This window comes from Geoanaerobacter pelophilus (assembly GCF_018476885.1).
GTDB lineage: Bacteria > Desulfobacterota > Desulfuromonadia > Geobacterales > DSM-12255 > Geoanaerobacter > Geoanaerobacter pelophilus.
This window is the reverse complement of the sequence record NZ_JAHCVJ010000010.1, coordinates 73,077-96,973: the sequence shown is the minus strand read 5'-3', so window position 1 is coordinate 96,973 and position 23,897 is coordinate 73,077. Positions and strand designations below refer to the sequence as shown.

The 23,897-nt window shown below is 59.3% G+C and carries 19 protein-coding genes; 8 read left to right on the top strand and 11 right to left on the bottom strand.

Annotation, left to right across the window (positions count from 1 at the left end):
* Positions 1-253: 253 nt before the first annotated feature.
* Positions 254-955, top strand: coding sequence for a DUF8737 domain-containing protein (locus KI809_RS18540; RefSeq protein ID WP_214173094.1), 702 nt, complete (start codon positions 254-256; stop codon positions 953-955).
* Between the two features lie 135 nt (positions 956-1,090).
* Here the strand turns inward: KI809_RS18540 and asd are convergent, their stop codons facing one another.
* Both asd and leuB read right to left on the bottom strand, forming a co-directional pair.
* Positions 1,091-2,194, bottom strand: coding sequence for an aspartate-semialdehyde dehydrogenase (gene asd / locus KI809_RS18535; RefSeq protein ID WP_214173093.1), 1,104 nt, complete (start codon positions 2,192-2,194; stop codon positions 1,091-1,093).
* Between the two features lie 184 nt (positions 2,195-2,378).
* Positions 2,379-3,467, bottom strand: a complete 1,089-nt coding sequence (leuB, locus tag KI809_RS18530; protein ID WP_214173092.1) for a 3-isopropylmalate dehydrogenase — start codon at positions 3,465-3,467, stop codon at positions 2,379-2,381.
* A gap of 163 nt (positions 3,468-3,630) precedes the next feature.
* Here leuB and KI809_RS18525 point away from each other — a divergent pair, with 163 nt between their 5' ends.
* The 5 genes from KI809_RS18525 to KI809_RS18505 all read left to right on the top strand — a co-directional run bounded on the left by KI809_RS18525 (position 3,631) and on the right by KI809_RS18505 (position 12,607).
* Positions 3,631-4,623 carry a beta-barrel domain-containing protein gene (locus KI809_RS18525; RefSeq protein WP_214173091.1) on the top strand — a complete coding sequence of 331 codons (993 nt, stop codon included), beginning with the start codon at positions 3,631-3,633 and terminating at the stop codon, positions 4,621-4,623.
* On the top strand, positions 4,620-6,545 hold the full coding sequence (locus KI809_RS20895; protein ID WP_337833337.1) for an ATP-binding cassette domain-containing protein: 1,926 nt from the start codon (positions 4,620-4,622) through the stop codon (positions 6,543-6,545). The genes KI809_RS18525 and KI809_RS20895 overlap by 4 nt, the downstream gene beginning before the upstream one ends.
* A gap of 33 nt (positions 6,546-6,578) precedes the next feature.
* Positions 6,579-10,142 (top strand): DUF748 domain-containing protein, encoded by a 3,564-nt coding sequence (locus KI809_RS18515; protein ID WP_214173090.1) that lies wholly within the window; start codon positions 6,579-6,581, stop codon positions 10,140-10,142.
* Positions 10,143-11,276: an ABC transporter permease gene (locus KI809_RS18510; RefSeq protein ID WP_214173089.1), complete on the top strand. Its 1,134-nt coding sequence runs from the start codon at positions 10,143-10,145 to the stop codon at positions 11,274-11,276.
* A gap of 203 nt (positions 11,277-11,479) precedes the next feature.
* Entirely contained in the window at positions 11,480-12,607 is a 1,128-nt protein-coding gene (locus KI809_RS18505) for an ABC transporter permease (protein ID WP_214173088.1), read from the top strand.
* Between the two features lie 225 nt (positions 12,608-12,832).
* On the opposite strand, the gene KI809_RS18500 is transcribed toward KI809_RS18505, so the two are convergent.
* Complete coding sequence (locus KI809_RS18500; RefSeq protein WP_246559507.1) at positions 12,833-13,093, bottom strand: putative Se/S carrier protein; 261 nt, start codon at positions 13,091-13,093, stop codon at positions 12,833-12,835.
* A gap of 69 nt (positions 13,094-13,162) precedes the next feature.
* Here KI809_RS18500 and KI809_RS18495 point away from each other — a divergent pair, with 69 nt between their 5' ends.
* Both KI809_RS18495 and KI809_RS18490 read left to right on the top strand, forming a co-directional pair.
* Positions 13,163-13,420 carry a hypothetical protein gene (locus tag KI809_RS18495; RefSeq protein WP_214173087.1) on the top strand — a complete coding sequence of 86 codons (258 nt, stop codon included), beginning with the start codon at positions 13,163-13,165 and terminating at the stop codon, positions 13,418-13,420.
* Positions 13,413-13,904, top strand: a complete 492-nt coding sequence (locus KI809_RS18490) for a DciA family protein (protein ID WP_337833336.1) — start codon at positions 13,413-13,415, stop codon at positions 13,902-13,904. Before KI809_RS18495 ends, KI809_RS18490 begins: the two co-directional genes overlap by 8 nt.
* Here the strand turns inward: KI809_RS18490 and KI809_RS18485 are convergent.
* From KI809_RS18485 to KI809_RS18450, 8 genes are read right to left on the bottom strand one after another with little or no spacing between them, the layout of a single operon-like run.
* Positions 13,901-14,653 (bottom strand): tRNA1(Val) (adenine(37)-N6)-methyltransferase, encoded by a 753-nt coding sequence (locus KI809_RS18485; protein WP_214173086.1) that lies wholly within the window; start codon positions 14,651-14,653, stop codon positions 13,901-13,903. The two genes, KI809_RS18490 and KI809_RS18485, sit on opposite strands and share 4 nt — an antisense overlap.
* Before the next feature lie 7 nt (positions 14,654-14,660).
* On the bottom strand, positions 14,661-17,090 hold the full coding sequence (locus KI809_RS18480) for a glycosyltransferase family protein (RefSeq protein WP_214173085.1): 2,430 nt from the start codon (positions 17,088-17,090) through the stop codon (positions 14,661-14,663).
* Positions 17,087-18,283: a glycosyltransferase family 4 protein gene (locus KI809_RS18475; RefSeq protein WP_214173084.1), complete on the bottom strand. Its 1,197-nt coding sequence runs from the start codon at positions 18,281-18,283 to the stop codon at positions 17,087-17,089. Before KI809_RS18475 ends, KI809_RS18480 begins: the two co-directional genes overlap by 4 nt.
* Before the next feature lie 3 nt (positions 18,284-18,286).
* A complete protein-coding gene (locus KI809_RS18470) occupies positions 18,287-19,387 on the bottom strand; it encodes a glycosyltransferase family 4 protein (protein ID WP_214173083.1) in 1,101 nt (366 codons plus the stop codon).
* A complete protein-coding gene (locus tag KI809_RS18465; RefSeq protein WP_214173082.1) occupies positions 19,360-20,352 on the bottom strand; it encodes a glycosyltransferase in 993 nt (330 codons plus the stop codon). The genes KI809_RS18470 and KI809_RS18465 overlap by 28 nt, the downstream gene beginning before the upstream one ends.
* Positions 20,349-21,914 (bottom strand): lipopolysaccharide biosynthesis protein, encoded by a 1,566-nt coding sequence (locus KI809_RS18460; protein WP_214173081.1) that lies wholly within the window; start codon positions 21,912-21,914, stop codon positions 20,349-20,351. Before KI809_RS18460 ends, KI809_RS18465 begins: the two co-directional genes overlap by 4 nt.
* Complete coding sequence (locus KI809_RS18455) at positions 21,904-22,872, bottom strand: glycosyltransferase family 2 protein (RefSeq protein WP_214173080.1); 969 nt, start codon at positions 22,870-22,872, stop codon at positions 21,904-21,906. The genes KI809_RS18460 and KI809_RS18455 overlap by 11 nt, the downstream gene beginning before the upstream one ends.
* Positions 22,865-23,896 (bottom strand): glycosyltransferase family 10 domain-containing protein, encoded by a 1,032-nt coding sequence (locus tag KI809_RS18450; protein ID WP_214173079.1) that lies wholly within the window; start codon positions 23,894-23,896, stop codon positions 22,865-22,867. Before KI809_RS18450 ends, KI809_RS18455 begins: the two co-directional genes overlap by 8 nt.
* Position 23,897: the final 1 nt, after the last annotated feature.

Here is a 23,897-nt window from a genome sequence, read left to right as displayed (position 1 = left end):
CTGTTTCTTCAAGTTTCTCGTTCAATCAGCATGAGTCAGCCAGAACTCCTTTTCTTCGGCCTCACTGGCAATCTCAGGATTTTTTTAAGTTTCTTGTTCATAGTCTGCACGCTCCTTTCGGTGCGTGTCCCTGGCGGATATAACCCCGCAGTTGATTCCTCACTCAAACTCTCACTAAGGATCACCCGGCTACGAGGGAGGTATGAGTAAATGCCTTCATGTGCTAAAATGAAGTAAAAAGGAGGTACGTGTCATGTCAGACAACATAATCCTAGAAAATAGCAATAAGACGAAACCGATTCTCTGGGTCACGCTCCTCGCATGGCTCGCGATTGTCCTGTTCCTCGGCGTGAACGAGACGCTTGCACGTGAACCTGGCACCCCACCCATACCTCTGCTAATAGCGGTTGTGGCACCGATATTAGTGTACCTCACTGCGTACTGGTCCGTGGCTCGGTTCCGTGAGCTTGTATTGTCGTCGGACCTTCAGTTCGCTGCCGGCATCCAGACATGGAGGTTCGGCGGTCTTGCCTTCATAGCCCTTTACGTCTACGGGGTGCTGCCGGGCCTTTTTGCTTGGCCCGCCGGGCTTGGAGACATGGCCATCGGCATTACTGCAGTATGGGTCATACGCGCGCTCAGAGACCGTCCCGACTTCGTGAAAAGCAAAGCATACCGTACTTGGAACCTGCTGGGGATACTGGACCTCGTAACCGCAGTCAGTCTTGGGGCGCTCAGTGCGTACCTCGGTATCGGGACATCAGAGACGATCAGCACATTCCCGATGGTGCGTCTTCCCCTCGTTCTGATCCCGGCATTCCTTGTGCCGCTCTTTATCATGATGCACCTAACCTCGCTGATACAGTCGAGGAAGTTGGCCGCGACAGGTAAAAGCTGCGCGTGGGTCGGACAGCGGATTCTGTGCGGAATGAAGGAGACAACGACACACGCATGATTAAGTTCTGCATTTAATGCAGCACCACGCTAAAATCAAGCATGGTTGCCATCAGAATTAATAATCCACAAACAAAAAAAGCGCGGAGTCGAAACCCCGCGCCTTTCCACATCTAGAAACGTAAAATAAAGACCATTACTTCTCCATCAATATCCGCAGCATTCTTCTCAGCGGCTCGGCAGCGCCCCACAGCAGCTGATCACCGCAGGTGAACGCCTGGACGTACTGCGGGCCCATCTTCATCTTGCGCACCCGGCCGACCGGGACGGTGAGCAGGCCGGAGACTGCCGCCGGGGTAAGCCCGGCAAGGGTATCCGCCTTGGTGTTGGGGATCAGCTTGACCCACTGGTTGTCGTTGGCGATGATCTGCTCGATCTCGGCCAGCGGCAGGTCCTTGGTCAGCTTCATGGTAATCCCCTGACTGTGGCAGCGCATGGCGCCGACCCGGACGCAGATGCCGTCCACCGGGATCGGGCTGGTGGTGCCGAGGATCTTGTTGGTCTCAGCAAACCCTTTCCACTCCTCGCGGCTCTGGCCATCCTCCACCTCGCGGTCGATCCAGGGAAGGACGTTGCCTGCCAGAGGGAAGCCGCCGAACTCCTTCATCGGCATGGAACCGTCGCGCAGCGTGGCTGTAACCTTCTTGTCGATCTCCAGTATTGCAGAGCCGGGGTTCTTTAACTCTTCTGCGACAACACCCTGCAGCACGCCCATCTGCGAGAGCAGTTCGCGCATGTTCGGCGCTCCGGCCCCTGATGCTGCCTGATAGGTCATGGACGAGAGCCACTCCACCAAGCCGGCGCGGAACAGTCCACCAAGCCCCATCAGCATCAGGCTGACGGTGCAGTTGCCACCGATGAAATCCTTCTGTCCCTTGGCCAGGGCCGCATCGATAACGTTGCGATTGACCGGGTCGAGGATGATCACGGCATTGTCTTCCATCCGCAGGGTGGAAGCCGCGTCGATCCAGTAACCGTTCCACCCCTGCTTGCGCAGCTCCGGATGTACCGCCTTGGTGTAGTCGCCACCCTGACAGGTGATGATGATGTCGAGTTTCTTAAGCTCTTCAATGTCGTCTGCCTTTTTGAGGGTGCCCCCACCCATCGGCGCAGGCTGTCCGGCCTGCGAGGTGGTAAAAAACACCGGCTCAAAACCGAGAGCAAAATCGTTCTCCTCTTGCATCCGCTGCATGAGGACCGAACCGACCATACCGCGCCAACCAACGATTCCGACTTTCATAGTCACGTTTCCTTTCACAATGTGGCGTATTAAAAAAAGACAAACCTAAGTCTGTTGTTGATCTTAATAGGCCGCGATTTTTTCGCAAGATCAAGGCTGTCAAGGGATTGCGCGGAGGCGTAGCAGCGCTACGCCGCACAAGGAATCTCGAAGACTTACGCAGATATTGCGGAAAGGGTGCGGCCTACAGGGCGGCGATAATGGCGGCGCCCATCTCCTTGGTATTCACCAGCTTCTCACCCGGCTTGTTCTGGTAGATGTCCCTGGTACGGTACCCCTGGTCCAGCACCTTGGCCACGGCATTATCAATGGCATCGGCAGCATCCACCATGGCAAAGGAGAACTTGAGCATCATCCCCATGGAGAGGATCTGGGCGATGGGGTTGGCGATCCCCTGCCCGGCGATATCAGGTGCAGAGCCGCCTGACGGCTCATACATACCGAAGGTTCCTTCTGCCAGCGATGCCGACGGGAGCATCCCCAGCGAACCGGTCAGCATGGCAGCCTCGTCGGAAAGGATATCGCCGAACATGTTCTCACAGAGGATGACGTCGAACTGCTTCGGCCACTTGACCAGCTGCATCGCAGCGTTATCTACATACATGTGGGTCAGCTCCACATCCGGGTACTCCTTGGCGATACCGATGACAACCTCGCGCCACAGGACCGATGTCGAAAGCACATTAGCCTTGTCGATGGAACAGACCTTCTTGCCCCGCTTGCGGGCGGCCTGGAAGGCAACATGGGTGATCCGCTCGATCTCGGGTACGCTGTAGCGCATGGTATCCACGCCCACCCGATCACGCCCGACACCATCGATCCCTTTCGGCTGCGAGAAATAGATGCCGCCGGTCAATTCGCGGATAACCAGCACATTGAACCCGCCGGCAATGACCTCTTCCTTCAATGATGAAGCGCCGGTCAAGGACGGGAAGATGATGGCCGGCCGCAGGTTGGCGTAAAGCCCGAAAATCTTGCGCAGCGGCAGCAACGCGCCCCGCTCCGGCTGCTCGTCCGGGGGGAGGCTCTCCCATTTCGGACCGCCGACAGAGCCGAACAGGATCGCGTCGGAGGCCTTGCAGATATTGACCGTGGTCTCCGGCAGCGCCTTCCCCTCAAGATCGATACCGGCACCACCCACGTTGGCATGGGTTCGCTCGAATTTTACCGCATATTTGCTTTCCACCGCGTCCAGCACCCTGAGTGCCTCGGCCATGACCTCCGGGCCAATGCCGTCACCAGGAAGAACCGCAACCTTGAATGTCTTGCCCATGCCCCCTCCACTTTCGGAAAAGATGAAATTAAACCGTGATTTTACGGGGCTCCCAGCGACATTGTCAATCTAAAAAACAGTTCTAAAGCCTTAATGCCACCTCGCCTGAAAAAAAAGCTGCATCCGCTGCGGCAATTGGTAAACTGGAGGCAGGAGGATTGAGATGAAGAAACCGATTATTATCGCTGCAGTCATTGCTGTTGCTGCAGTGCTGGCAATAGCCGTCATCCGCCGAACGCCGGTGGCAGCAACCGGCCTCAAGGTCTCGGGGAGCATCGAGGCGACCACGGTCCAGGTCTCGTTCAAGGTCGCAGGGCGTCTCGACAAGCGGCTCGTTGACGAAGGGGATGTCGTAAAAACAGGCCAGCCGGTGGCGCTCCTCCACACCAATGAATTCGTCGACGAGAAAAACGCCCGCTCGTCCGAGGCACGAGCAAGCCGGGCGGCCCTGGCCGATCTGGTTGCCGGGAGCCGTAAGGAGGAGCTGACCCAGGCCGAGGCGGTGCTGGCACGGATGAAGGCTGAAGCCGACCGGATGGCCAAGGAGTTTGCCAGGGCCGAGGCACTGTTCAAACGCGAGGTCATCCCCCTTAAAGAGCTGGATGCAGCCCGCGCCGGTCGCGACAGCTCGACAGCAGCGGTCAGAGAGGCCGAAGAGCGATTGAAACTGCTGAGGATCGGCCCCAGGCCGGATGCCGTCAACCAGGCGCGGGCGCGGGTCGATGCGGCCACTGCTGTGCTGGCACTGGCAGAGACCAGGCTTGCCGATACCTCCGTAGCATCTCCGGTCGCTGGTCTGGTGCTGGCCAAACATGCCGAACCAGGGGAGATGCTGGCTCCGGGTGCGCCGGTAGTGACGATCGGCAAGCTGGACGAGGTCTGGCTCAAGGCGTACATTCCGGAGACCGAACTCGGCAGGGTCAAGGTCGGCCAGCCGGTCCGTGTGACCTCCGATACCTGGCCGGGCAGGGCTTACGAGGGAAAGATTACCTTTATCTCCCCGCAGGCCGAGTTTACCCCGAAAAACGTCCAGACCGAAAAAGAGCGGGTCAAACTGGTCTACCGGATCAAGATTACCCTCCCCAACCCGAAGATGGAGTTGAAACCCGGCATGCCGGCTGATGCCACCATAGAAACCGGGGTACCAAGGCAGTGACCACGGTCCTGACAGCGGACAGCCTGTCAAAGAGTTTCGGCGAGGTTAAAGCGGTTGACGGGCTGACCCTGCAGGTCAAGGCTGGGGAGCTGTTCGGGCTGGTCGGTTCCGACGGCGCCGGCAAGACTACTACCATCAGGATGCTAGCCGGGGTCCTGGACACCACCTCAGGCTCTGCGACCGTGCTGGATCACCCCTGTTCCAGTCTAGATGCCATTCGCGGCGAGATCGGCTACATGAGCCAGAGATTCGGACTCTACCCCGATCTCACGGTGGGGGAAAACATCCAATTCTACGCCGATATCTTCGGCCTGAGCAAAAGCGAGCGCAGCGCCAACATCGAGCGGCTACTGAACGCGACTAACCTTGGCGCATTCCGCCAGCGCAAGGCCGGCAACCTTTCCGGCGGCATGAAGCAGAAACTGGGACTGGCCTGCGCCTTGATCCACACCCCGAAGATTCTGTTTCTCGACGAGCCGACCAACGGGGTTGATCCGGTATCTCGCCGCGAATTCTGGCGGCTGCTATATGCGCTTCTGGACGAAGGGGTCACCATCTTCGTTGCCACCGCCTATCTCGACGAGGCTGACCGCTGTCACCGCGTCGGGCTGATCCATAACGGCAAGCTGATTGCCTGCGACACCCCGGGGAACCTGCGCAACCTGGCGCAGGCAAAGATCCTGGAAATAGTCTCCGCCAGCCCCAAGACAGCCGACCGGCTGCTGCGCACCGCCTTTCCGGATGCGGCGGTGATGCTCTTCGGTGACCGCATCCACCTCTCGACCGTCGATCCGGAGCCGATGGCAGCGAAGACGAGACAACTCCTGACCAGCGGCCAGCTGGAGGTCTACTCGATTGAAGAGGTCGAGCCGTCCCTGGAGGATATCTTTGTTGCCATGGTCAGCGACCGGGAAAGCCCGGTAGTTGGCAACCAGCTGAGCGTTGCTGTCGATCACGGCCAGGAGCTCGGGGCAAAGGCGGTATCCGTAACCGGGCTGACCAGGCGCTTCGGCGATTTCGTTGCCGTCAAGGGGATCGACCTCGAAGTCGAGCATGGCGAGATCTTCGGTTTCCTGGGACCAAACGGAGCAGGCAAATCAACCACCATCAGGATGCTCTGCGGCATCCTGGAACCAACATCCGGCAGCGGCAGGGTAGCAGGTTGCGACATCCGCACCGGCCAGGAAGAGATCAAGAAACGGATCGGCTACATGAGCCAGAAGTTCTCGCTCTACGAAGAGCTGACCGTGGAGGAAAACATCGCTTTTTATGGCGGCATCTACCGGCTTAGCGGGAAAAAGCTGACAGAGCGGGGTGACTGGGCTATAACAATGGCCGGACTGGAGCAGCGGCGCACAGCGATTGCCGGCGAGCTGTCCGGTGGGTGGAAGCAGCGGCTGGCCCTGGGCTGCGCCCTGCTTCACGAGCCGCCGGTGATCTTTCTCGACGAGCCGACCGCCGGAGTGGACCCGCTCAGCCGCCGCGCTTTCTGGCGACTTATCAGGAGCCTTGCCGCAGGAGGAGTAACCGTTTTTGTCACCACCCACTACATGGACGAGGCCGAGTATTGCGACCGTCTGGCCATGATCCATCAGGGGGAGATGGTTGCCCTCGGCACCCCGCAACAGCTGAAGCAGGAGAAGATGTCTGAGATCGTGCTGGAGGCCTCCTGCGACCGGCCACAGGAGATCCTTTCCCAACTGGAGCAGTTGCCGGCGGTCCGGCACGCAGCGCTTTACGGGCGTGGCGCTCATCTGGTCACCGAAGACCAGAATGCCACGGAAAACGGCTTGCTTGGCTCCGCGCTTGCTGGCCGGGTAACGCTCCGCGCCGTGATCCCTTCGCTTGAGGACCTGTTCGTGTCTCTCATCGAGGCCAGGGAGAGAACAGCGACGGCACCAGACAGGCGTGCTGTCCGCTGAAACCGGGATACAATGGCAATGGAGGAGTATTTCATGTCACGACAACGCAAAATTCTTATAGCGCTAGCAGCTAGCGCAGCCCTGTTGCTGCTCTTCATCATCCTGGTCCTGCCAGGGATCGTCAAAACCAAGGCGGTTGAGGGAATCAAGAAATCCACCGGCCGCCAGGCAGCCATTGACCGGGTCTCGATCAACCCCTTTACCCTGAGCGCCAGAATCGACGGGTTTCGAATGAAAGAGGCCGACGGCGCTGCGGTCTTTGCCTCCTTCAGCAGCCTTAAGGTCCGGGTCTCCACCGCCTCCATTATCCGCCGCGCCCCGGTTGTCGGCGAGCTGACCCTGGTCCGGCCCCAGCTCTCACTGGTGCGGGTGAGCGATAACAACTACAACTTCTCAGATATCGTCGAGCGGATCAGAAAGCAGCCGAAAAGCGAAGGGGAAACCCTCTTTTCGCTCAATAACATCAGGATCGACAACGGCAGCATCGACTTCGACGACCGGGCTGCCCGGCAACCGGCCAGCCACACCTTGCGCAGCCTCACGCTGGCCATTCCGTTCATCAGCAACATCCCGTACCTGGCCGACAAGTACGTCACCCCGCACTTCGGAGCGATCATCAACGGCGCTCCGCTCAGGCTGGACGGCAAACTCAAACCGCTGACCAAATCGGCGGAAACCGTGCTGACCCTGAAACTGGACAAGCTGAACCTGCCGCACTATCTGGCGTATCTCCCGTTTGACCCCGGCTTTGCCATGCCCAGTGGCACCCTTTCCACTGATCTGGAACTGGCCTACCGGATCGGCGCCAAAGAAAAACCGGAACTGAACATTGCCGGCAAGCTTGACCTGGCGGGACTGGCCTTCACCGAACGGCAGGGTACGCCGCTGCTGGCGCTCAACCAGGCAAGCGCGAAGATTAACCGCTTGGCGGCATTCAGCAAGCAGGCAGACATCGGCCGGATACAGCTGGACGGATTGGAGGCGCATATCAGCCGTGACCGGCAGGGGAGCTGGAATTTCAGCCACCTGTTCACCGGCGCCTCGACAGTAAAACCGGCCCCTCCCGCAACAGAAAAAGCCAAAGAGCATAAACCCTCGCCAATGCCGGTGGTCACGCTGTCTGGCTTTGCACTGACCAACAGTACGCTCCATCTCCGCGATGCCCAACCGCCGGGGGGATTTGCCACGACCCTGCAGAATATCTCCATTGAAGTCAGGGATTTCAGCACCGCCCCCCAAAAGACGGCCCAGTGGCAGCTTGCCTGTGACACCGATGCCAAAGAGCAGCTGTCGGTCAATGGCACCTTCAGCGCCGCACCTGTTAAGGCTGAAGCAAAGCTGAAGCTCGTTGCAGTGCAGTTGAAGCGGTACTACCCGTACCTGAGCGGGCTGCTCACGGCGCCGATAGCCGGTTCAGCAGGACTGGAGAGCGTCCTGACCTACAGCGACGAGTCAGGACTAAAGGTTAGCGATACCACGCTGAGCGTCAGCGACCTGCTGGTTCCGTTCGGCCCGACCGATAAACTAGCGCTGAAGAGCCTGACAGTTGCCGGAACCGGCATCGACCTCAAGGAGCGGCAGGCTGATATCGCCACCGTCACCCTCCAGCGCGGCAGCGTCTCGGTCAGCAAGGAGAGCGACGGCACCCTGTCTCCGCGGCAACTGCTGAGAAAGCCGGCCGCAGCCCAGAACATACCGGCACCGGCAGGCAACGCAAAACCAGTCGAAAAACCGTTCCGCTACACCGTGCGCGACGTGGCGATAAAAGGGGTTGATGCCTCCTTTACTGACCACGGCTACCAGCCGGCGCCGACCTTTACCCTGAAAGGGATCAGCGCCGGTGCCAAAAACATCACCGGCCCCACCTTCGGACCGATACCGTTCACCCTGACCGCCGGTTTCGGTAGCACGAAAGCGAAGATCGCAGCCAGCGGCACCGCAATACCAGAGCCGTTCCGGCTGAAGGGCCTGGTCAGCTTGTCGCAGATCCCGCTCCGCGACTTTGACCCTTACTACCCGGATGATATGGGGATCTTCATCGCCGGAGGCACGGTTGACACCCGGCTGAACCTCGATCTTGCCCAAAAAGGGGACAAGATTACCGGTAATTACAGCGGCAGCCTTGGGGTACGCTCCTTCTACAGCCTCGATACGATCGAGTCGGAAGAGCTGCTGAAATGGGAAAGCCTGCAGATCGACAATATCCGCGGCACCCTGCAGCCGTTCTCCCTGGCGATCAAGGATATTGCCCTCACCTCGCCGTTTGCCCGGGTTATCGTCAACAAGGACGGCACCCTCAACCTCCAGCAGATCGGCAAGGTGCCCAAGGGAGAAGTTGCGCCACAGGTGGCCACCCCGGCACCTCAACCGGCCGTGCCAGCAACCACCGCGCCGCCGGTGGCCATCGACACCATCACCATCCAGGACGGTACTCTGGCGTTCATCGACCGCAAGCTCCCCGGCGGCTTCGCCTCCACCTTCTTCAACCTCGGCGGCCGGGTCAGCGGGCTGTCCTCCGAATCCAGCCGCTTCGCCACCGTTGACCTGCGCGGGGTGCTGGAGAACCGCTCGCCGCTCAAGATCAGCGGCACCCTGAACCCCCTGCGCGGCGACCTGTTCATGGATCTGACCGCAGCTTTCACCGACATCGAGCTGTCTCCGGTCACCCCCTATTCCGGTACCTACCTGGGATACAGCATCGACAAGGGAAAACTGTTCCTCGACCTGAAGTACAAGATCGAGAACAAGGCACTGTCAGCCGAGAACAAGGTGTTCATCGACCAGTTCACCTTTGGCCGCAAGATCGAGAGCGACAAGGCGACCAATCTGCCGGTCCGGCTGGCCGTGGCCCTGCTCAAGGACGGCAAGGGCGAGATCCATCTCGACCTGCCGGTCTCAGGCCGTACCGATGACCCAAAATTCAGCGTCTGGAAGGTCGCCTTCCAAATGCTGAAGAACCTGCTGGTCAAGGCCGCCACCTCTCCGTTCTCCTTGCTGTCATCGATGTTCGGCAGCAGCGAGGACTTCAGCTCCGTCAGTTTTGCCCCAGGCTCAGCGGCTGTCTCAGCAAACGAGCAGGAGAAACTGGTCAAACTGGCCAAGGCGCTCAAGGACCGGCCGGCGGTCTCTCTGGAGATTTCCGGGTATCTTGACCGGCAACGTGACCCGGAAGGGTACCGGCAGCTGCAGTTGACCCACCGGATTCACAATGAAAAATTCCTGGCCATGGTCAAGTCAAAGCAGAACCGGCCCGAGGACAGTCCCGAGACGGTCAGCGTCACCCCGGCCGAGTACTCGGTCTACCTGAAAGCGGTCTACCGCAAAGAGGATTTCCCGAAACCGCGCAACGCCATCGGTATGCTCAAGGACCTGCCCGATGATGAAATGAAAAAACTGATTCTTACTCACCTCCCGGCCGGAGACAAGGAGTTGCAAGCGCTGGCCCGCGAGCGGGCCGTTGCCGTGCAGAGTTTCCTGCGCGACAAGGGAGGCATGCCCAGGGAGCGGCTCTTTCTGAAACAGGACGACCCGTTCAAGCCTGCCGAGAAAAAAGAGCAGAGCCCCAGCCGGGTGGAATTCGGCGTGACGGTCAAGTAGATGAAACCGTACCGGATCAAGGCGGTTGCCTGGAAGGAGTCGCTGCACCTGCTACGCGACCCGCGCAGCCTGATCATGGGGATCGCCATCCCGATGCTGATGCTGTTTCTCTTCGGCTACGCCCTGAATCTGGACATCGAGAAGGCGCGGATTACGTTCTGGGACCAGAGCAGCAGCCCACAGAGCCGTGATTTCGTCTCCCGGTTCGCAGCGTCGCGCTATTTCAGCCTGGTAGAGAACTCCGCCTCCTATCGCGACATCGAGCAGGCCATTGACACCAGGCGCGCCATCATTGCCATCATCATCCCGCCCGACTTTGCCCGAACCATGGCCCAAAACAAGGAGACCGCAGTACAAGCCATCCTCGACGGCAGCGACGCCAACAGCGCCACCATTGTCCTTGCCTATGCCGAGGGGGTAACACGCCAGTTTTCCTCGGAGATCATTGTTAACAAGGCAGGCAGCCAGGGTTATTCCCCCAAAGTCGCGCCGGTGGACCTGCGGCCGCGGGCCTGGTTCAACACCGATCTGGTATCCAGGCATTTCATCTTTCCCGGCCTGATAGCAGTAATCATGATGGTCATCGCCGCCCTGCTTACCTCGCTCACCGTGGCCAGGGAATGGGAAACCGGCACCATGGAGCAGCTGATCGCCACCCCGCTGACCGGCGGCGAGATCATCGCCGGCAAACTGGCCCCCTATATTGCCATTGGCGTGCTGGATCTGGTGCTGTGCGTAGTCGTGGGGTATTACTTTTTCGGGGTGCCGCTGCGCGGCAACCTGTTCTTGCTCTTCTCCCTGTCGCTGGTCTTCCTGGTTGGAGCCATGGCACTGGGGGTGCTGATCAGCATCGTTGCCAAGAGCCAGCTGCTGGCAAGCCAGTTCGCCCTGGTGGCCACCATGCTCCCGGCCTTTCTCCTGTCCGGGTTCATCTTTCCGATCGACAACATGCCCAAGCCGATCCAGATTTTCACCAACATCATCACGGCCCGGCACTTCGTGCATATCCTGCGCGGCATATACCTGAAGGATTCCGGTTTTAGTGAAATTTACCTGCAGACTGTGGTGCTGGCGATCTTCAGTGTGGTGGTGCTGGCGTTGGCAGTGAAGAAATTCAGGAAGAAGATCGACTGATATGCGTTATATGAGCGGCTCCCTCATTCACTCCAGTTCCGCTTCAGCTGCTGCTCTAAGGCTCATTCCGCGGCAGCCGGAAACTCGCCTTTCAGGCTCAGACAGCCCGGCTGCGTCTCGCTTCATTGCGCCAAGAGCAGCAACGCTTTGCGAAAAGTCGTTCTCTTCGGAAACCGCTCACATACCGGATGCAAGGATTTAAAATGTTCGAGCGCCTCAAAGCAATGCTGATCAAGGAGTTCATCCAGGTGCTGCGGGACAAGCGGACCCGCTTCGTCATCTTCGTGATCCCGGTATTCCAGGTGGTGGTCTTCGGCTATGCGGTCAACACCGATGTCAGGAACAGCCGGATGGCGATCCTCGACCGGGACAACAGCAGCGAAAGTCGCGAAATAGTCGAGCGCTTTACTCGGTCAGGCTATTTCCAGACGGTCGAGCGGATTGCCGACGAGCGGCGAATGACTGAGCTGCTCAACCGAGGCGATGTGCGGGGGGTGATGGTCTTTGACGCCGGTTTTGGCGGGAGAGTTCAGGGAAAAGGGGAGGCGCCCCTGGCGTTGGTACTCGACGGCAGCGACGCCAACTCCGCCGGTATCGTCCTGAGCTATGCCTCCGCGATCATCGCCGCCTACAACATTGAACGGCTCTCTGCCAGGGCTGCCCGGGAGGGGGTGGCCCAGCCCCTTGCCGGGGTGGTGCTCCAGTCTAGGGCCTGGTTCAACCCGAACCTGGAGAGCCGGGTCTACTTCATCCCGGCGGTTATCGCCATGCTGGTAATGGTGGTGACCATGGTGTTGTCGAGCATGGCAGTGGTGCGGGAAAAGGAGATGGGGACCATTGAGCAGGTAGTGGTCACGCCGATTACCAGGAGTGAATTCATCATCGGCAAGACCTTGCCGTTCATCCTGATGGGTTACGCCAACGTGGCAATTGTGGCAGCGGTCGCGGTCCACTGGTTCGACATCCCGATCCGTGGCAGCCTCGGCCTGCTAGCTGTAGCTACCGGCCTGTTTCTGATGAGTTCACTGGGAGCCGGGCTGCTGATATCCACCATCAGCAGCACCCAGCAGCAGGCGCTGATGTCTGCCTTTTTCGTGATCTTCCCGGGGATGCTGCTCTCCGGCTTCGCCTTTCCCATCGATAACATGCCGGAGTCGATCCGCTACGTGACCATTCTGAACCCGCTCCGCTGGTTCATGGTCATCCTGCGGGCGATTTTCCTCAAAGGGGTGGGGATGGAGATCCTCTGGAAGGAGATGGCGGCTCTGGGCGGGCTGGGACTGGCGGTACTACTGATCGCCGTGGCGCGGTTCAGGAAAACCGTGGGGTGAATGGCGCAGGAAAAAGTCCATCTGCTTAGTAATCAGCTTTTCTTTAGCGCGTCCGCTTCGCTCACGCGCCGGTAATTGCAGCGCAATTACACGTCGCTGCGACGTAGCCTACGACACGACTTACTCCTCAGCTTTCGCAAGCCTTGCAGCTGGAGCTTTTGTAGTTACTTCTCACCGGTAAATCCTTCGGATTTACAGCTGTGCCATTGATAGATTGTTACTTCATTATATTTTTTTGAATTCCCCTTCTTTCAGGTACCGGTCCTCTGGAAGCAGCGAAGCCTCGCTGAGCGCCTGCTCTACCGCCTCGCGGATATCAGCCCCATAGCGCAGGGCCAGCCCGCAGTCCGAGGTAATCGACCGGGGCGCCGGAATGAGCAGCACCGCCAGGCCTTTCCCCTTTAAGAGCTTCTCCGCCTTCATCACCCGGTGGATCGACTGGAACACTACAACATAATCGCCGTCAGCTACCACAACTGCCTCCATTTCCGTACCGCGTCCCCGATTCGTTGACAAAAGTGCGGCAAACAGCTTAGTATGCCGCAAGAGGTTGTCATGGATTTCGCCTTAAAACTGTTCGGGGTAACGCTGCTGGCGTTACTAATTAATCTGCCGCTCGGTTATCTGCGGCAGAACTGCGAAAAATTCACCTTTGGCTGGTACTTCTACGTCCACATCTCGATCCCGGTGATCATCTTCCTCCGAGTCAAGGCCGGTTTCAGCTGGCACTTCATCCCGGTTACCCTTGGCGCTGCAGTAGCCGGGCAACTGATCGGTGGCCGCATCAACCGGAGATTCAAGCGCAGTGACTAAACCGGTCCGCCCCAAGATGAAACGGCCGGTAGCCGTTTCCCAACTGCTCGCCACCCTCTTCAGTGGCACCCCGGCGGAAAACCGCCTCAAGGAAGGTGCCATCTGGGAGGTCTGGAACAGTGCCGTCGGCGCCCAAATCGCCTCCCGCGCCAAGCCGGTCGCCATCCGCAGCGGTGTGCTGACAATCGTGGTCTCCAGCCCCCCATGGCTGCAACAACTTAACTTCATGAAAAGCCAGATCCGTGAAAAGCTCAATGAAGCGATCGGCGAAGAACTGGTAAAAGATATCTTCCTCAAGGCCGGCACCTTGCGGAACGATCCGGATGCTGCCGTCAAAAAACCGCTCCCCCCAAAAAAGCCGCGGCCATTGACCCCCGAGGAGCTGGAAACCGTTGCCAAGGCCACCGAGGAGCTGACCGATCAGGAACTGCGCAAGACCCTGGCAGCGCTCTACACGCTACACCTGTCCAACCAAAAGGATTAAGACTCCAGTATCTGCTCCGCCTCGTCGCTGTAGCTGCCGTCATCCTTGTATATCACCAGCGGCGGCTCAACCGCCAGATCGCACTTCCGCCCCTTTTTCAGCTCTGCCAGAAAGATCCGCGCTTCGGCGCCAATCGTGCCATGCACCATCCTGAGTCGAGCCACAGCCAGTTTCAATTCCCCGGCAACAGCCATGAACTCCTGCAGCCGCGACGGAAGATACACAAAAAAGATGCTGCCGCCCGGCTTCACTAGGTATTTCGCAACTGAAAGAAAATCGCTCAACCCGGCAGTTGTTTCATGGCGGGCAATATCCCGGCCCGCTCTCGGGCTGGTCTTGCCGGTCCCCGGATTGCGAAACGGCGGATTGGAAAGCACACTATCGAATGAAGAAACCGGGAAATGCCGGCGAAGATCGAGAATGTCTTCTCGCAGTATCCGGACATGGTTTTGGGAGCCGTTCAGGCTACAATTCCGCTCTGCCAGACCAGCCATGGCCTCCTGGCACTCCACCCCAACGGCGCTAGCAGCGCCGTAATGGCGGGTCATCAGCAGCGGGATGATGCCGCACCCCGTGCCGAGATCGATAAGCGAGCCACCGGTGGCGCGCTCGGCGACAAAAGCGCACAGGAGCAGCGGATCAAGGGAGTAGCGGTACCCGGTACGCGGCTGAACCAGCGACAAGCTGTAACGTCTCAACTCGTCCAGCGTCTCGTCGGTCCCATTAGTAGCCCTTCCCGGAGTTGCCATTCGATCTTTACTCTGTCGCCGCAGCTTCCTGCGCCGAACGTCGCCATTCCCGACCGAGAAAACAGAGCAATATGGCAAACGATGTAAACGTCAGGTACTTGCCCACCTTGTATGGCCACGGATCAAACGAAAACGAAACATCGTGATTACCGGGTTGCAGGTAGACGCCGCGCAGAACATGGTTGACCGGCACGATGGCGAGGGAGTTGCCGTTATCGGTGGCCTTCCAGCCGCGGTAATATTTTTCGCCCAGTACCAGCAGCGCAGGAGACGCGTTGGAAGCCCTCACCCTGATCCGATCCCCTTCATATTTCATCATCTGAACCGCGCTAACGGGAATGGGCGAAGCCTCACCCGGAGAGGGCAGCTGCACAGGGGGAGGTGATTCGACAAGGGCCAGTCTCCGCGGATCGAACATCGGGCTCTGCATCATCCCCAGCAACTGGGTGGTATTGCTCACCACCACAACCGATGGCACCATCCAGGCCTTGGGGAGGACGCTGCGGTTTTCAAGAACCATCTGCCTGCCGTCCGGTGACTGGTATACCGGCACAAACCGTTCGCCCAGAGAGCCTTTTTCAGCCAGATATTTTGCCGGATCATGAACGAGAAACCTGAGGTTTATGATGTCGGACATGCCGGAATTCAGGGCGAACGCATCGAGGAACTCCTGCCACCGGCGCTGCTGGACGGCGTTCGAGGTGAACACCACCGGTACCTTGTTGCTCACGAACTGCATCGGGTCGGAACCGTCAAGCGGCAGCACCCGGTATTCTTTCGGCATCGTGGAAAGATATTCGATGACCGGCGTTCTGGTCGCGCGGACATGCTCGGGGACCTTGATCGTGAACATGAATTTGCTGTCCACCCTGGCGGTGTCAGCGATAAAAAGAACTAACAGGGCCAGCAGAACTACCTTGACAGGGATGAGACGCTTGTGCAGTGCCGCAAGGACAGCAACGCAGGCTAGGGCAAACCCAGCGGCAATCCCGGTTTCCAGCACCAGGTTGTCCCAACGCTGAGTTATGAGATAACTCCCCTGCTCGAAGCGGGTAGGCTGGGACAGGATATCCTGAAAAAGGGAAAGCCAGTGCGCTTTGCCGAACAGCTCAACGGCAAGCAGCATCAGCAGGCTAAGCGGGAGGGTGCAGATTCCTGTCAGGTAACGGCGAAACGCCGGGGTGCGGCGAAGTTCCTCGTCCCGCAGGCAGTCGATGCCACGGGCCGCCAGAACCCCCAACCCCATGACCGTTGCAAACAGCATCATCTTGGGGACGCGGAAGCGGTTGATCCCCGGGAAATGGTCGAACAGGAAATTGTAGACCGGGGTATACTGTCCCATTGAAAAAACAATCCCTCCGGCAACCGCAAACAGGGTGATCCAGGTGAAGCGGTCACGCCGGAACAGGAGAGGAAGCGGGAGCAGCAGCCAGGGGAGCACCCCCATGTAACTGACCGTCTGGGTAAAATTCATCCTCCCCCAGTAATAGGAACGGATATTGGTCGGGTTTTCACCCCCTTCCTGGCGGGAAAGACCGAAAAAACCGGGGATGACAAAAGCGGCAACCTCTTCAGGCGGGAGCGACCAGGACATCGCCTCTTCCCGATCAAGTCCTCCCTTGCCCGCATTGGCACCGCTCTGTGCCCCCCGGTTGGTATCCTTGGACCAATTGGCTAACGGGAGCAGGGCGATCGAAACCGTTGTGAGGAAAAAAATCAGCGTCAGCAGGTTCAGCCCGAGCAGTTTGCCCATGGCAGCCGGTGTTTCTTCTTTCCGGCGGAGCTGTCCCAAGATTCGGATCAGGGCATAGACCGCGACGCCGAGGCAGGTGTAATAAGCGATCTGCCAATGGGTGTTGAAAAACTGGAACGCCAGGGTAAAGCCGGTGAACAGGAAAAAGAACACCCGCCTCGTGCGGAACCCTTTTTCAAAGAAATAGAATGCCCACGGCGCATAGGAGATCGTGGCGATTTTCATCACATGCCCGGCATTGATCAGGGAAGCGTTTTCAGGGGCAATGGCAAAGATGAGCGCCCCGAGAAAAGCGGCCGGCCTGCTGATCCCGATGAGACGGCAATAGGCATACAGGCCCGAGGCGCCGAAAAAGAGATGCAGAACAATGCACCAGGAAACGCTCATCGGTGGCGGCACCAAGGCAAATAGCAGTTTCAGGTGCAGGAGGAACTGTTGCGACGCGCCCCCCCCCTCTGCCGTTGACCCGCTGTTGGTATAGATATCCCAGCCCGCCTTGGAAAAATCGATGGAGAGCGCCTTTACCAAGCCGCCGTTATAGATATCGACCACGCCCCAGTAAAATTCGTTGATGATGTCGGGGGCGCGAATAACCTTAGCGGTAAAGAGAATTGGGGCATAGAACGCTATCAACAGCCCCAGCAGAGAGCCGAGGACGAGCAGTTCTTTTTTCCGTTCTGTCATTGTTCAGCTCCGGAACTCTTGAGGTAAAATTGATCAAGCCTGGCAGCATAATCGCTCCAGGAAAACTTTTCCAGCAGATATCTCCGAGCGGTGGCGCCAGTCTCTCGGCTTAACTTCACGTCTAGCAGCAGTCCCGCGGCCCGATCCGCCATCTCCTGCCAGTCGTCGGGATTGCACAGCACCCCGGATACGCCCGGCTTGACGTACTCGGCCAGCTGTCCGACGGCATCCGCCACCACGGCGACTCCGGCCCGGAGGATTTCGGTCAGCTTAGCCGGGCATTTCGAACGGCTGATCAGGTTGTCGCTGAACGGATAAATGGCGACATCTGCCGCGGCGAGATACGACGGAATATCCTCCGGTTCCAGCCACCCCCCCATGACCAGGGCAGGGGCAAAGCCGAGTTCCTCCCCCTTTGCCAGCAGCAGTTGTTCTTCGTTGTTCCGCCCCTTGCCGACCACCAGAAAACGCACCTCAGGCACCTGCCGGAAAATCTCGGCAAAAACGAAATGGAGCTTGTCCTGGCTGAAATCGAAAAAACGGGTATATAGAAGCAAAACCGGCACATCAGCAGGGATGCCCAGACGCTGCCGCACCCCGGTACCATCTCCCGGCGGGATATCCTCCACGCAGTTGGGGAGGTAGAGCACCCGTTGCCGCGGAAGCCCCATCCCCCAGGCCTTGGTCTGCAGGGTCCTGCTCGCCACTGTCACCCCTCGTGCCTGCAGGGGAAGCCAATCTTCCTGGAACTGGAACAGCGCCTTCTCGGTTGGGGAATACGGGTGCAGGTCGTTCATGCCGCCCCGTCCTTCCCAATCGTCCATATCGACAAACAGCAATGGCTGCCTGATCCCCATGCGGCGGAACTGGGCCAGGAACATGGCAGCAAGGCCGCCGTACCCTTTGGGTTTGAACAGGTGAACAATATCCGGCTGTTCGGCGAGAGCTGCACGGTACATCCGCCAGGCAAGCCTTGGCGGAGCCATCAGCCCGCCACCGCAGAGCTCGATATTGCGGATGGTCACCCCGCGGACCGTCTCCACCTTCCCGGAATCCTCAGGGTTGGTATAGGGTGGCGCAATGATAGTCACCGTGTGCCCGAGCCGCTGCAGTTCGTCCGCCAGGGGGAGCATCCTGGCAATCAGTGTTCCCTTGGGGCGAATGCCGAACGGTGCGAGGAAAACGATCTTCAAGGGTTATCTCTCCGCATGCTGCAAGGTTTCATAGAGTTCATGGTAATCCTTGACCCGCACGGCAATGTCGTAACGCTCACGGACCCGCTCATGCCCCGCCCTCCCCATCCGCTTCCGGAGGCCGGGATCGGCAAGCAGGGTATCGATCCGCGCAGCTAGCAGTTCCGGGTTGCCCGGCTCGACAAGATAACCGGTTTCACAATCAGCGACGACCTCGCGCATGCCGCCGAGATTGTTGGCGATCACCGGTATCCCGGCAGCCATGGCCTCGACCAGGGCCATTCCGAACGATTCACGCCGCGAAGTATGCACCAGAAGATCGGTTTCGGCAAGCAGTCCGCTGACGTCATCGGTAGGGGGGTGAAAAAAAACCGTGCCTGCCAGCGTTTCAGCGGCTTTTGCCCGCAGGGTCCGGGCATACATTCTGGCAGACAACCCAACATTGCCGTAGAAGTGGAGCTCTGCCCGATTCCTCACCAGGGCGAACGCATCCAGCAGCAGGTCCTGTCCTTTGCCGTAATTGATGCTGCCGAGCATGACAACCTTCGGCACCCTGCCGGAATCCGGTTTATCAAGCGCTTCGGGCAGTTGGACGGCATTCACCAGGACAACCTTTTTTTTCGCCCGGACCGCGGCAAAATGGTCTGCGCAGGTCTGCGAGCAGAATGCTGCGCAGTCAGCCATCATGATGGCAGCTGTGAGCAGCCGCCCCATCTTTCCCGGCAGCTCGTGGAGGTGGTAGACGGTCCTGGCCCCGAACAGGCTCGCGGCCAGAGCGGGAAGAGCCAGCATCACGCTGTTCAGATGCACGATATCCGCCTGCTTTGCCAGTTCCAGCAGCCGCGGGATCATTGTGAACCTTTTTAAGCGCCAGAGTAGCGGCAACTGAGCTCCGTCCGCGATAACCCTGATCCCCAGCTGCCGCAATTCCCGGGCGCACGGTCCGTCAAAAGGGAACAGCACGGTCGGCTCTACCCGGTTCCGGTCGAGAGCGGCAATGACCCGCAGCATGACCGACTGCACCCCACCACGACGGGCATCGTGAATGACATAGAGCACCTGCAGCGGTTTCTCCATCAGTCGCTCCCGGAAAGGATGCGGCATGGCCAGGAGCGCCCCGGCCAGCAGCGGAGATTGATTCCGAAACGGTTTGCTACTTGGACCAGCTTTGCGATGGGGAGATACCGGCCGGAACGGATGAGATCCGCCGTCATGCTGCTGCGGCTGAAATCACCGGCGCAGTTCTGCTTGAGCGCTGTTTTGAGATAGGTCCGGGAGCGGTAGCAGTCGTACGCCAACCGGATATCGTGGTCTTCGATCATCTCCGAGTACTGCTCCAGAACCGCCAGCAGGTCGGGAAGCTCAAGGTTGCGGCGCAGCTCTGTTTCGCTCCCCTGCCCTTCATGTACCCGGTAACGCATGAGCGGCCGCGGGATGACCGCAACCGGGTTCTGCGCCGCGATCCGCAACCACATCTCGTAATCTCCGGCAGAGGCAAAGCGTCCGCTCGTGTCGAACATGCCCAGTCCGTCGTACATGCGGCGCCTGACCATCACCGTAGGAGTGACCAGAAAGATGCGCTCTCCCCCATTGCCGAGAACGGCCTGGAAAACGTCTTCGAACCGGTATGACGGGGCTACGTCCACCCCTTCCGGGAGCTCGACATGATACTGCTCCACCCCTTTGGCGTCAATTACCGTTGCCAGCGCGGCAACGAGCCCGAGTTCTGGATTCCCCTCCAGGACCGCAACGGACTCTGCCACAATTGCCGGTTCGTAACAGTCATCGGAATGGTAGATCGCGATATAATCGCCCTGAGCAGCAGCGACAAGCCGGTTCCAGTTACCGAACGCCCCGAGATCGCGGGGGCTCCGCAGCAGCTTCCAGCCGTAGCGAAGCACGTAACGTTCTGCTATTTCGAGCGTCTCATCGGTGGAGGCATTGTCGCCGATGAGTACCTCGAGATGTTCCCAGGTCTGAGCGGCAATGCTGTCCAGGGCTGCTTCCAGATAGCGCGCACTGTTCCGGGTGGGGATGCAGACCGAAACCAGCGGCTGGTTGCCATTCATGGTCCGCCTCCTTTCCGCAGCTTCCGGGGCAGGATACTGCCGGCCAGCTCCACTGCCTGCTGCCGGATCGCCTCTGGCAGCCGCCACCAGGAGAGTGCCAGGTATCCGGCCACGATGGCAAAGTTGACCAGCAGCTTCGGCAAGATTGCGGGGATGAAGCGGTTCGCCAGCAGCACCCCGGCAAGGGCAGGGAACAGGGCAAAAGCGGTCTGGGCAGCGACTGGTCCCCAGGCAAGCGCGATTTTGCCGTCCGTGCGCCGGGCAATCTCCGCCGGGATGAGCCAGAACACCGTGACGAGCGCAGCGAGAAACGTTCCGAGCGCAACCCCTCCCAGTCCGAGCAGGCGGACAAAAACCAGGGAGAGCGCCAAGTTGGCCCCGGCCTCCAGCCACGAGATGAGCGGCAGATTCTTCACCAGATTGAGACTGGAGAGCAGTGCGGCATGCACACCGATGAGGGAGAGCAGGTAGCCATAGCCGCCCAGGGAGAAAACCGCCAGCGGGCCGGCATAAGCGGCATGGCCTGCCCAGAGATCGATGATCGGCTCCGCAAAGGCCAAAGCCCCCACCCAGACCAGGCCGCCGAGAGCCGAGGCCGCCAGGGCGATCTGGTTATAGGTTCCGGCAATCCAGCCGATGTCGCCGGTTGCCCAGGCCCGACCGTAGTGCGGCGAAATCGCAGGATTGATTGCCGTAAAGAGGATAAAGGTCATAGTGATCAGCTTGAATGTCACCTGATAGGGGGTTACGGCGCCAACCCCCATGAAATGGCTGATCACCAGATTGTCGGTCTGCCATACCACCAGGGCAGCCAGCCCGGCGACGAACAGCCGTCCGCCGGAGGCGATAATCGCACGGCTGCCGAACTCGGGTGGGGTTGCGGCCTGGAGCAGGTGCCGGGAACCCTCGCTAAAGATACGCCGGTTCTCCGTATATCCGCACAGGAAGTGCATGACGCCGGCCATGTTGCAGAGCAGCACCAATCCCCCCCTGGCAATGGCGTAGTCGGCAAGGTCCCCTCTGAAAAAGATCACGGCTGCCAGCGCCAGCACATAGCTGTTGGTGCTGACCGTATTGTAAAACCGCTCCACATGCACCTTCTGGAGAGCGATGAAACCGGACATGAACGGAGCGGCGAGCAGGTTCAGCAGGAACAGCACCGCGGTCCAGAACGCGGCCCGGCTGATCTCACCCGCAATTCCGTCGGGAATCTTCCCCAGCACGGCCACCCATCCCGGATAGCCGGACAGAAGCAGGAAAATCGCCAGCACCACCACGCTGATACCGGCAAGGATCACGAACGAGCGTGCGACAATGGCCAGCTGTTCGCGACGGTCTGCGGACTTTGCCGCCAGGATGGCGCAGGCAGAAGGGATGCCGAAATTCGTGACCGACAGGTAGTTGACCATGGTCATCAGGAGCGCCAGCGCACCGTAGCGGTCGGCGCCGAAATAGCCCAGGGTTAACGGCACGGAAACAACCGACAGCAGGTTGGTGACCAGGATGCTGAGGTAGCCGGACGATGTGCCGAGAATAACCTTCCGGCGACGGTCACTTCCCATTGGCGCGCCCCTTTCCCTGCAGCGCCAGCCGCAAGGCGCGCCCTGCCCGGAACAGGCATCCCGGCAGCAGCAGGAGCGGAAGATCCAGCAGCCAGAACGACGGAAATTGCCGATACAGCTCCGCGAACTCCCGGATGAGCCGCCAATCCACCCGCAACCCCTTGGCCTTGGCAGTCGGGATATACCGTGGATACCCCCCCTTGATGGTCATGTAGGCGGCTCTCACCGTTGCCTGATCGTAGCCCAGCGAGGGCATCTCCCGGTAAATCCGCACCAAGTTCAGCCCGGTATGGATGAAACTGCCGGTCCCCCCCCAGCGACCGATTCCGAACCCCTCCTCGTACACCAGCTGTGCAACCAGCTCTTCGCAGATTACATACGACGGAAAGCGTGCCAGTGCCTGGACCAGAAAACCCATATGCAACCAGCCACTGCCTAGATAGCTCTCAAGCGGCACAGCCTGCCAGGCGCTCTTCCGGAAGATGTTTGACGAAACGAGTCCGCTCTTGAAGCGGCTTTTACGCAGGAAATCTGCACCATCCCGGCAAAGACCGGAATCGCGGGGATCAAGCAGGATCGGATGGCGTGAATCTGCAAAAATGGCGGAGACTTCGGGATGTTCCTCGATCACCCGGAGGACCATCTCGATCGCATCGGCCCGGCAAAGGATGTCGTCGTCCCCCAGCAGCCAGACAAATTCTCCATGCGCCCGCTGCAGGCAAAGATCGATATTGCGGTCAAACCCCACATTCTCATCGTTGCGAATATAGCGCAGCCGCGGCTCACCCCCGGCCAGACCGCCGACCACCGTAGCAGTGGCATCGGTTGAAGCGTTGTCGCAGACCAGCAGTTCCACTCCACCCCTCAGTTGCGGCAGCACGCTGGCCAGGCATCGGTCGATGGTCCGTTCGCCGTTGTACGTGGGAACAGCAATGGTGAGGAGCAGCCGCTCAGTCATTCAGCACCCCTTTTAGCAGGGTTTCGGCGAAAAAATCGCAGGAAAACGGCGTTGCCCGGTCACTGGTCAGGAAATTTTCGATCGCTTCGAGATACCGGATATAGCGTTCGTCCGGCATGGAGGTCAGGTAATCGTATAACGCCCCATAGCCGCCGAACTCCCGCAGGTCGATGAAACAGTCTGCCGGAATGTGATCGGCGACATTGTCCGCTCCCCGGTACACCGGCACCGTGCCGGAAAAAAAGGCATCGAACAGCTTCTCCGTGATGTAGCCGGGCACATCGCGGATGTTTTCATAGCAGAGGGCGAAGCGGTAGCGCCCCATGACGTCGCGCTTGCGGGCCACCGGTCCGCGCCAGGAGGGAAACGCGGGGGCAAGAGCGTTCTTGAGCCAGCTGATACGGTTCAGGAGACTCAGCTTCGGTATTCGGGCTGAGCGGATCTCGTCCCACCCTACGCCGTAAAGGTCAAACTCCGCGGGGTGGTTCTCCTCGAACCAGCGGATGGCGGCCAGACGCTCGGAGTAAAGTTCCAGAGGATGGCGTGATTTTTTTGAACCCGCGATGGTGACACAGAGCCGCTCCTTGCGGGCCAGGTCTTTCGGAATAGCCGTTGGCAGCCGGAACGCATAGTTCAGCTTGATGAAACGTTCGCCATCGACCAGTGCATCGTTGTAGGTGAAAATTTTATTGAAATAGTCATAACTGGCAGCGTCGTAATTACGCGACACAGCCAGCGGACTCTCCATCATCAGAAGATATAGTGGGCGGCCGCTGGCACGGGCCTGACGGAACTGTTGCGACTCCGGGTCGGGCATATCGACAAACACATACGCATCGACTCGATCAGCCTTGAGAACAGCGGTTGTCGCAACGGTCACCCCCCGTGCGGCACCTTTCTGGCGGAGTTCTCCGAAAGGAAGAAGCAGGTCGTCCCCTATCGGCGCATCGTTCCGGTCGAAAAGGGCATTGTCGCGGTTCAATTCCTCGTAGATATTGTGAAAAGCTATGGTGGCAACAGGCATG